Here is an 8866-nt window from a genome sequence, read left to right as displayed (position 1 = left end):
TCCTGCTCGGCCTGGCCGGATGGCTGCGCGCCCGGCGCGAGGCCGGGCAGCTCGACCCGATGCTGGCGGCGGCCATGGAGCGGCCGCTGGCCGGGCTCACCGACAGCCTCGGCGGCTGCGAGCGCATCGCCGGCACGCCGCTGCCGTTCACCTATTCGGTGATCATCCACCGCACGGTCTACCTGTACTGCTTCCTGCTGCCGTTCGGCCTGGTCGACTCGCTGAGTCTGATGACGCCGTTGATCGTCGCCTTCGTGGCTTACACCTTCATTTCGCTGGAGGCGCTCAGCGACGAGCTGGAGGAGCCGTTCGGCACCATGCCCAACGACCTGGCGCTGGACACCATGGCGGCCATGATCGAGTCGACGCTGCGGGAAATGCTCGGCGAACCGGTGCCGCCGGCGCCTGAGCCGGTCGACTTCGTGCTGCGCTGAGCAGCCGGCGTGTGTTGCGCGCGCCGGCACATCGGGACGGCGTGGCGGATCCGCAGGCATGAAAAAACCGGCACTAGGCCGGTTCTTTCGTCATCCGCCGCGGCTCGCGCCGCGCACCGGATCAGGCCAGGGCCTTGATCTGGGCGTTCAGGCGGCTCTTGTGGCGAGCAGCCTTGTTCTTGTGGATGATGCCCTTGTCGGCGATGCGGTCGATGACCGGCACGGCGACGGTGTAGGCGGCCTGGGCCACGGCCTTGTCACCGCTGGCGATGGCGTTGACGACCTTCTTGATGTAGGTACGCACCATGGAGCGCAGGCTCGCATTGTGCAGGCGCTGCTTGTCGTTCTGACGCGCGCGCTTCTTGGCTTGTGCAGAGTTGGCCACGGGGCGACTCCTGAAATCTGTGAATGAGAGGTTCCGGAAAAGGCGATTTGCCAGATCCAAAATCAGGCGCGCAATAATGCCGACGCCCGGGCAACAAGTCAACCGCCTGTGGCTATGCCATGCCGCCGTGCGCTAACATCGCCGCGCGTTCACCCATCCTGCGCAGGCTTTCATGTCCAGTTCGCCGCTTCCCCCCGCAGACAGCGCTTCCGCAGATGCCCAGCCCGCCGGGGGCGGTGCCGCACCGCCGCCGCGCAAGCCGGCGGGCGGCAGCCTGTGGCGCTCGACCTTCATCGTCAGTGCCATGACCCTGCTGTCGCGCATCGCCGGCCTGGTGCGCGACATGGTGTTCATGAACCTGTTCGGCGCCAGCAAGCTCATGGACGCTTTCCTGGTCGCCTTCAAGATTCCCAACTTCCTGCGCCGGCTGTTCGCCGAGGGCGCGTTCTCGCAGGCCTTCGTGCCGGTGCTGTCGGAAGTGCGCACGCAGCGCGGCGACAGCGAGGTGCGCCGCCTGATCGACCATGTCGCCGGCAGCCTGACCGTGATCCTCGGGGCGCTGACGGTGGTCTCCATCGTGTTCTCGCCGGCCATCATCTTCATTTTCGCGCCCGGTTTCCGGGGCGACGAGCTGAAGTTCGATCTCGCGGCTGACATGCTGCGCATCACCTTTCCGTATCTGCTGCTGATCTCGCTGACCGCCTTCGCCGGCGGCATCCTCAACACCTACGGGCGCTTCGGCGCTTCCAGCTTCACCCCGGTGCTGATGAACCTGAGCATGATCGCCTGCGCGGTCTGGCTGTCGCCGCTGCTATCGACGCCGATCATGGCGCTGGCCTGGGGCGTGCTGATCGCCGGCGTGGTGCAGCTCGGCTTCCAGTGGTGGCCGCTGCGCCAGCTCAACCTGGTGCCGCGCATCCGCCCGGACTTCAAGGATCCGGACGTGAAGCGCATCCTGACGCTGATGGTGCCGGCCATGTTCGGGGTCTCGGTGAGCCAGATCAACCTGCTGCTGGACACCATCCTGGCCTCGTTCCTGGTCGAGGGCTCGGTGTCCTGGCTGTATACCGCCGATCGCCTCACCGAGCTGCCGCTGGGGCTGATCGGCATCGCCGTGGCCACGGTGATCCTGCCCACGCTGTCGACCAAGCACGCGCAGAAGTCCGACGCCGAGTTCCGCGGCACCATCGACTGGGCGCTCAAGGTCATCGTCATGGTCGGCCTGCCGGCGTCGCTGGCCATGGGCGTGCTGGCCGAGCCGCTGATCGCCTCGCTGTTCCACCACGGCAAGTTCGACGACAACGCCGTGATCCAGTCGGCCATGGCGCTGCAGGCGCTGGCCGGCGGCATCCTCGCCTTCATGCTGATCAAGGTGTTCGCGCCGGCCTTCTACGCCCGCCAGGACATCCGCACGCCGGTGCGCATCGGCATCATCGCCATGGTGGCGAACATGGTGTTCAACCTCATGCTGGTCTGGCACCTGGCACACGTCGGCCTGTCGCTGGCCAGCACGCTGTCGGCCTTCCTCAACGCCGGCCTGCTCTACAAGGGCCTGCACCAGCGCGGCATCTACCGGCTGGAGGCGCACTGGGCGCGGCTGGCGCTGCGCTTCCTGGCCGCCAACGCGCTCATGGTGGCGGTGCTGCTGTGGATCACGCCCGACACCGCCTGGTGGCTGGACAACCAGGGCTGGTCGCGGGTCGGCTGGGTGCTGCTGATCTGCGCCGCCGGGGCAGCCACCTACGGCATCGCCCTGCTGGCCGCCGGCTTCCGGCCGCGCGAGCTGCGGCATCCGTGATGCACATCCTTTATACTTGCGCGTTTTGACGAGCGACACAGGTCGGATGCCCCGGGAATGGAACTGATACGCGGACTGCACAACCTGCGCGCCAGGCACCATGGCAATGCCATCACGATCGGCAACTTCGACGGCGTGCACCTCGGCCATCAGGCCATGGTGCGGGCGCTGCGCGAGGAGGCCGCGCGCCTGGGCGTGCCGTCCATGGTGATCTGCTTCGAGCCGCAGCCGCAGGAGTTCTTCGGCGGCGACCAGGCGCCGGGCCGGCTGATGACCTGGCGCGACAAGGTCGAGGCGCTGGCCGACTGCGGCGTCGACCGCGTGCTGCTGGTGCGCTTCGACGAACGCTTCCGGCGCTACACCGCGCAGGGCTTCATCGAGGAGCTGCTGGTCGCCGCGCTGGGCTGCCGCCATGTGCTGGTCGGCGACGACTTCCGCTTCGGTTGCGACCGTCGCGGTGACCACGCCCTGCTGACCGAGGTCGGGCCGCTGTTCGGCTTCACGGTAGGCCGGCTGCCGACCCTGGCCTGCGCCGACGAACGTGTCAGCAGCACGCGCCTGCGCGAGGCGGTCGCTGCCGGGCGCTTCGTCGAGGCCGAGTCGCTGACCGGGCGGCCGTTCGCGGTCACCGGGCATGTCGTGCATGGCGACAAGATCGGACGCACGCTGGGGCTGCCGACCGCCAATCTGCTCATGAAGCGCAAGGTGCTGCCGTTGCGCGGGGTGTTCGCGGTCGAGGTCCTCGGCCTTGGCGGCGAGCCGCTGCCGGCGGTCGCCAATGTCGGCACGCGGCCGACCGTGGGCGGCTTGCAGGCACGTTGCGAGGTGCATTTGCTGAATTTTCGCGGCGACCTGTACGGCCGCCGCCTGTGCGTGGTGTTCCGCCACAAGCTGCGCGAAGAGCAGCGCTTCCCGTCGCTGGATGCGCTGAAGGCCGCGATCGAGGCCGATGTCGTCGCCGGCCACCGTTATTTTGCCGTCTGAACAAGCCGCAGAGAGATATGGACTACAAGACCACGCTGAACCTGCCGGAAACCGGATTTGCCATGAAGGCCAGCCTGGCCACGCGCGAGCCCGCCCGTGTCGCCGCCTGGCGCGAGCGGAAGCTGTACGCGCAGATCCGCGCCGCGCGCGCCGGCGCGCCGAAGTTCATCCTGCATGACGGCCCGCCCTACGCCAACGGCGACATCCACATCGGTCACGCGGTCAACAAGATCCTCAAGGACATCATCGTCAAGGCCAAGACCCTGAGCGGTTTCGACGCGCCCTACGTGCCGGGCTGGGACTGCCACGGCCTGCCCATCGAGCTCAATGTCGAGAAGCAGGTCGGCAAGCCGGGCGTCAAGGTCACCGCCGCCGAGTTCCGCCAGAAGTGCCGCGAGTACGCGGCCTCGCAGGTCGAGCGCCAGTCCGTCGACTTCCAGCGCCTGGGCGTGCTCGGTGACTGGGACAACCCCTACCTGACCATGAACTTCAGCCAGGAGGCGGACATCATCCGCGTGCTCGGCAAGATCGCCGGCAACGGTCACCTGCTCAAGGGGCTGAAGCCGGTGCACTGGTGCATGGACTGCGGTTCGGCGCTGGCCGAGGCCGAGGTCGAGTATCAGGACAAGAGCTCGCCGGCCATTGATGTCGGTTTCGCCGTGCGCGATGCCGCCGACTTCGCCGCCCGCACCGGCGTCAGCGCGGCAGCGCTCGGCGCCACGGTGCCCGCCGAGCTGGTGATCTGGACCACCACGCCGTGGACGCTGCCGGCTAACCAGGCGGTGTCGCTGCATCCCGAGCTGGCCTACGTGCTGGTGCGCGTGCCGGTTTCCGGTGCCGGCGAGGGCGCGGCGCCGGTCGCCCGCCATCTGGTGCTGGCCGAGTCGCTGTGGCAGTCCGCCGTGGCGCGCTACACCGATGCCGAGTCCGCCGCGCAGGCCGAGGTGCTGGCCACCTTCGCCGGTGCCGCGCTGGAAGGTGTGCAGCTGCAGCACCCGTTCTACGATCGCGTGGTGCCGGTCATCCTCGGCGACCATGTCACCGCCGATGCCGGCACCGGCGCCGTGCACACCGCGCCCGGCCATGGCCAGGACGACTATGTCGTCGGCCGCCGCTACGGCCTGCCGGTCGACAACCCGGTCGACGGCAGCGGCGTGTTCCTGCCCGCCACGCCGCCGGCGCTGTCCGGACAGGTGCTCGCCGGCCAGCACGTGAACAAGGCCGGCGAAGACATCCTGGCCGCGCTGCGCACGCCGCGCGCCGACGGTTCGGCGCCGCTGCTGGCGCACCGCAAGCTGCAGCACAGCTACCCGCACTGCTGGCGCCACAAGACGCCGATCATCTTCCGTGCCACGCCGCAGTGGTTCATCAGCATGACCCAGAACGGTCTGCGTGATGCCGCGCTGGACGCCATCGGGCAGGTGCAGTGGCTGCCGGACTGGGGCCAGGCGCGCATCGAGGGTATGGTCGCCGGGCGTCCGGACTGGTGCATCTCGCGCCAGCGCACCTGGGGCGTGCCCATCACCCTGTTCGTGCACCGCGAAACCGGCGAGCTGCATCCGCGCACGGCCGAGCTGATCGAGCAGGTGGCGCAGCGGGTCGAGCAGGCCGGCATCGACGCCTGGTTCGACCTCGCGCCGTCCGAGCTGCTGGGCGATGAGGCCGTGCACTACGACAAGGTCACCGATACGCTGGATGTCTGGTTCGATTCCGGTGTCACCCACACCTGCGTGCTCAAGCGCTTCGGCGACCTGCAGTACCCGGCCGACCTGTATCTGGAAGGTTCCGACCAGCACCGCGGCTGGTTCCAGTCGTCGCTGCTGACCGCGGTCAGCGCCAACGGCACGGCGCCGTTCCGCACCGTGCTCACCCACGGCTTCACCGTCGACGGCCAGGGCCGCAAGATGTCGAAGTCGGTCGGCAACGTGGTGGCGCCGCAGAAGGTCATGCAGACCCTGGGCGCCGACATCATCCGCCTGTGGGTGTCGGCCACCGACTACCGCGGCGAGATGTCGGTCAGCGACGAGATCCTGACCCGCATGTCGGACAGCTACCGCCGCATCCGCAACACCCTGCGCTTCCTGCTGTCGAACCTGAACGGCTTCGAGCCGGCGCGCGACGCCGTGCCGGCGGATGACATGCTGGCGCTCGACCGCTGGGTGGTCGATGCCGCCGCGCGCCTGCAGGACGAGATCATCGCGGCCTACGACGACCTGCAGTTCCACCAGATCTACCACCGCCTGCACAACTTCTGCGTGGTCGAACTGGGCGGCTTCTACCTCGACATCATCAAGGACCGCCAGTACACCACGCAGCGCGATTCGCTGGCGCGGCGCTCGGCGCAGACCGCGCTCTGGCACATCGCCGAGGCCTTCGTGCGCTGGGCCGCGCCCATCCTCAGCTTCACCGCCGAGGAGATCTGGGAAGTGCTGCCGGGCGAGCGCGCCGGTTCGGTGTTCCTGGCCGAGTGGCACACCGGCCTGGCGCGCCTGCCCGCGACCAGTCCGCTGCTGACCCGCGCCTACTGGGACCAGGTGCTGCTGGTGAAGTCGGCGGTGAACAAGCAGATCGAGGAGGCGCGCAATCGCAAGGAAGTCGGCTCCGGGCTGTCGGCCGAGGTCGAGCTGTTCGTGTCCGATGACCTGCGCGCGCTGCTGGCGCAGCTGGAGGACGAGCTGCGCTTCGTGCTCATCACCTCGGCCGCTCGCCTGCGCCCGCTGGCCGATGCCGGCGGCGTCGCCACCGATGTCGACGGCCTGCGCGTGGCGGTGATCGCGTCCACCGACAGCAAGTGCGCGCGTTGCTGGCATTACCGCGCCGACGTCGGCAGCGACCCGGCGCATCCCGAAATCTGCGGCCGCTGCGTGACCAATGTCGCCGGCGCCGGCGAGGTGAGACATCATGCCTGACAACAAGCGCCTGCGCGCCTTTTCGCACCCCTGGGGATGGCTGTGGCTGTCCGTGGCGGTGATCGTGCTCGATTTCATCACCAAGGTCTGGGCCACCGAGTCGCTGATCTACGGCTGGCCGCGCGAAGTGCTGCCGTTCCTGAACTGGACGCTGGCGCACAACACCGGTGCCGCCTTCAGCTTCCTGCATGACGCCGGCGGCTGGCAGCGCTGGTTCTTCGTCACCATCGCGGTGGCGGTGAGCGTCGGCCTGCTGGTCTGGCTGAGCCGCCTGCCCTCGGGTTCGCGCTGGCTGCCGGTGGCGATCGCGCTGCTGCTCGGCGGCGCCATCGGCAACCTGCACGACCGCGCCGTGCAGGGCTATGTCGTCGATTTCATCCATCTGCACTGGGCGGGCTGGAACTTCCCGGCCTTCAACATCGCCGATTGCGGCATCAGCATCGGTGCCGCCATGCTGATCATCGACAGCCTGTTCCTGGAGGGTCGCCGCGAGCGCGCCGAGGGTCGGGAGCAGGGCCGATGACCTCCCTGCTCGACGGCGTCGGGCCGGGCAAGCGCGTCAGCCTGCACTTCACGGTGTCGCTGGCCGGCGGCGACGTGCTCGACAGCACCGCCGACCGTGGCGAGCCGCCCACCTTCGTCTATGGTGACGGCAGCTTGCTGCCGGGCTTCGAAGAGGCCATTCTGGGCATGCAGGCCGGCGAGCAGGGGCGTTTCCTGCTGTCGCCGGCGCAGGCGTTCGGCGAGCGCAACGAAGACAATGTCCAGCATTTCCCGCGCCACCAGTTCGGTGAGCAGCTGCTGGAGCCGGGCATGGTCATGCATTTCGCCGATGCCAGCGGCGCCGAGCTGCCGGGCGTGATCAGCGAACTGCTGCCGAACGTGGTGGTGGTGGACTTCAATCATCCGCTGGCGGGTCGCGAACTGGTGTTCGAGGTCGATATCGTGCGCGTGCTCGACGCCGACGCCAGCCCGGTCTCCCTGACCTGAAGGCAGGAGCTGAAACGATGGAAATCAAACTGGCAAACCCGCGCGGCTTCTGCGCCGGCGTCGACCGTGCCATCGAGATCGTGAACCGGGCGCTGGAGCTGTTCGGCCCGCCGATCTACGTGCGCCACGAGGTCGTGCACAACAAGTTCGTGGTCGATGACCTGCGCAACCGTGGCGCGGTGTTCGTCGACGAGCTCGACCAGGTGCCGGACGACACCATCGTCATCTTCTCCGCGCACGGCGTGTCCAAGGCCGTGCAGCAGGCGGCCAGCGACCGCGGCCTGAAGGTCTTCGACGCCACCTGCCCGCTGGTCACCAAGGTGCACATGGAAGTCTCGCGCTACGCCCGCAGCGGCACCGAGGCCATCCTCATCGGCCACGAGGGCCACCCCGAGGTCGAGGGCACCATGGGCCAGTACGATCGCCAGTACGGCGGTGATATCTATCTCGTCGAGGACGAGGACGATGTCGCCAGCCTGCAGGTGCGCGACCCCGACAATCTCGCCTTCGTGACCCAGACCACGCTGTCGGTGGACGACACCGCGCGCGTCATCGATGCCCTGCGCGCGAAGTTCCCGAACATCCACGGGCCGCGCAAGGATGACATCTGCTACGCCACCCAGAACCGCCAGGACGCGGTGAAGACGCTGGCCGAGCAGTGCGAGGTGGTGCTGGTGGTGGGCTCGCCGAATTCGTCGAATTCCAACCGCCTGCGCGAGCTGGCGGAGCGCATCGGCACGCCGGCCTACCTGATCGACAACGCCGAGCAGATCGACCGCGCCTGGCTGGAGAACGTCAGCGCCGTCGGCGTCACCGCCGGGGCGTCGGCGCCGGAGGTGCTCATCCGCCAGGTCATCGACCGCCTCAACAGCTGGGGCGGCGCGGTGCCGGTGGAGCTCGACGGCCGCCCCGAGAACATCGTCTTCTCCATGCCGAAGGAGCTGCGCATCCCTGTCAAGGCGGTCTGATCCGCCGGCGCGCATGCCGCATCCGCCATAGACAGGGCCCCGCATGACGGGGCCCTGTGCTTTCCGGCTGGCGCCGGCCGGCCGGCGTGTCTAGCTTTACCGGCAGGATTCGCATGCGCAGGGAGGCGGCATGACGGTGACGGCGGGAGCACATGCCATGGCGTGCCGGCGGCGGCCATGGCTTGCCCGGCGCGGACTGGGGTTGCCGGAGGTGCTGGCGGCCATGGTCGTGCTGGGCACGGGCATGAGCGGCCTGCTGGCGGCGCACTGGCAGGCGGCGGACCTGCAGCGCGATGCCTGGCAGCGTCGCCATGCCGTCATGCTGCTGTCCGAGCTGGCGTTGCGCATGCGCTTCAACCCGGAGGCCGACTACCGCGCACTGCTGGCACAGCCGTTGC

8 protein-coding genes are annotated in these 8866 nt (G+C 68.6%); 7 read left to right on the top strand and 1 reads right to left on the bottom strand.

What is annotated here, in order from left to right; genetic code table 11:
• Window positions 1-434 (top strand): bestrophin family protein (locus C5O18_RS03710; protein ID WP_277422142.1); only part of this gene is annotated, 434 nt, incomplete at its 5' end.
• Between the two features lie 121 nt (window positions 435-555).
• On the opposite strand, the gene rpsT is transcribed toward C5O18_RS03710, so the two are convergent.
• Window positions 556-819, bottom strand: a complete 264-nt coding sequence (gene rpsT / locus C5O18_RS03705; protein WP_105191574.1) for a 30S ribosomal protein S20 — start codon at window positions 817-819, stop codon at window positions 556-558.
• Window positions 820-991: 172 nt separating this feature from the next.
• Here rpsT and murJ point away from each other — a divergent pair, with 172 nt between their 5' ends.
• Genes murJ through ispH form a run of 6 tightly spaced genes read left to right on the top strand, consistent with a single transcriptional unit; the run spans window position 992 to window position 8468 of the window.
• Entirely contained in the window at window positions 992-2617 is a 1626-nt protein-coding gene (murJ, locus tag C5O18_RS03700) for a murein biosynthesis integral membrane protein MurJ (RefSeq protein ID WP_105191572.1), read from the top strand.
• Between the two features lie 57 nt (window positions 2618-2674).
• Window positions 2675-3601 carry a bifunctional riboflavin kinase/FAD synthetase gene (ribF, locus tag C5O18_RS03695; protein WP_105191570.1) on the top strand — a complete coding sequence of 309 codons (927 nt, stop codon included), beginning with the start codon at window positions 2675-2677 and terminating at the stop codon, window positions 3599-3601.
• A gap of 17 nt (window positions 3602-3618) precedes the next feature.
• The gene (gene ileS / locus C5O18_RS03690; RefSeq protein ID WP_105191568.1) at window positions 3619-6510 is read left to right on the top strand and encodes an isoleucine--tRNA ligase; all 2892 of its coding nucleotides are present in this window, start codon (window positions 3619-3621) and stop codon (window positions 6508-6510) included.
• On the top strand, window positions 6503-7033 hold the full coding sequence (gene lspA, locus C5O18_RS03685) for a signal peptidase II (RefSeq protein ID WP_105191566.1): 531 nt from the start codon (window positions 6503-6505) through the stop codon (window positions 7031-7033). The genes ileS and lspA overlap by 8 nt, the downstream gene beginning before the upstream one ends.
• Window positions 7030-7500 (top strand): FKBP-type peptidyl-prolyl cis-trans isomerase, encoded by a 471-nt coding sequence (locus tag C5O18_RS03680; RefSeq protein WP_105191564.1) that lies wholly within the window; start codon window positions 7030-7032, stop codon window positions 7498-7500. The genes lspA and C5O18_RS03680 overlap by 4 nt, the downstream gene beginning before the upstream one ends.
• 17 nt (window positions 7501-7517) lie before the next feature.
• Window positions 7518-8468 carry a 4-hydroxy-3-methylbut-2-enyl diphosphate reductase gene (gene ispH / locus C5O18_RS03675; RefSeq protein ID WP_105191562.1) on the top strand — a complete coding sequence of 317 codons (951 nt, stop codon included), beginning with the start codon at window positions 7518-7520 and terminating at the stop codon, window positions 8466-8468.
• Window positions 8469-8866 lie beyond the last annotated feature (398 nt).

The organism is Amnimonas aquatica, from assembly GCF_002943415.1.
GTDB lineage: Bacteria > Pseudomonadota > Gammaproteobacteria > Pseudomonadales > Moraxellaceae > Perlucidibaca > Perlucidibaca aquatica_A.
This window is presented reverse-complemented; position numbering and strand designations above follow the sequence as displayed.

Excerpts from the sequence above, each read along its gene's own strand:
- murJ (WP_105191572.1), top strand. The coding sequence starts at position 992 with ATGTCCAGTTCGCCGCTTCCCCCCGCAGACAGCGCTTCCGCAGATGCC.
- ribF (WP_105191570.1), top strand. The coding sequence starts at position 2,675 with ATGGAACTGATACGCGGACTGCACAACCTGCGCGCCAGGCACCATGGC.
- ileS (WP_105191568.1), top strand. The coding sequence starts at position 3,619 with ATGGACTACAAGACCACGCTGAACCTGCCGGAAACCGGATTTGCCATG.
- lspA (WP_105191566.1), top strand. The coding sequence starts at position 6,503 with ATGCCTGACAACAAGCGCCTGCGCGCCTTTTCGCACCCCTGGGGATGG.
- C5O18_RS03680 (WP_105191564.1), top strand. The coding sequence starts at position 7,030 with ATGACCTCCCTGCTCGACGGCGTCGGGCCGGGCAAGCGCGTCAGCCTG.
- ispH (WP_105191562.1), top strand. The coding sequence starts at position 7,518 with ATGGAAATCAAACTGGCAAACCCGCGCGGCTTCTGCGCCGGCGTCGAC.